We start from the raw sequence: 412 nt of genomic DNA, 5'->3' as shown, positions 1-412 counted from the left end.
GCCTGTGTGATCTTCGGGATCTACGGGGCAAAAAACCTGAACTCCTCCTTTTTTCCACTGGTGGAGTCCCGGAACAATTCCATCAACATTGCCTACCCGGGGGCTTCCCCCCAGGAGGTGGAAGAGGGGATTGTCCTGAAGATCGAGGACAACCTCAAGGGCCTGGAAGGGGTGGAGCGGGTGACCTCGACGTCCCGGGAAAACAGCGGGACCATCAACGTCGAGATCGAAAAGGGGCGGAACATCGACTTTATGCTCCTGGAGGTCAAAAACGCGGTGGACCAGGTGCCTACCTTTCCATCGGGCATGGAGCCTCTGATCGTCTCCAAACTCCGGCCTGTCCGCCAGACCATCAGTTTTGCCATCAGTGGGGAGCAGATTCCGCTCGGCACGCTTAAGCAAATCGGCCGGC

General features: G+C 58.0%; 1 protein-coding gene. It reads left to right on the top strand.

Translation table 11 applies throughout. The features are described 5' to 3' along the window. Positions 1 to 412, top strand: a 412-nt coding sequence (locus ACRHNM_RS16275; protein WP_431137692.1) for an efflux RND transporter permease subunit, incomplete at both ends; no start/stop codon positions are given.

The organism is Psychroserpens mesophilus (assembly GCF_050617655.1).
Classification (GTDB): domain Bacteria; phylum Bacteroidota; class Bacteroidia; order Flavobacteriales; family Flavobacteriaceae; genus Psychroserpens; species Psychroserpens mesophilus_A.
Note: the sequence above shows the minus strand (reverse complement) of the source record. Positions and strands in the feature narration are given on the sequence as shown.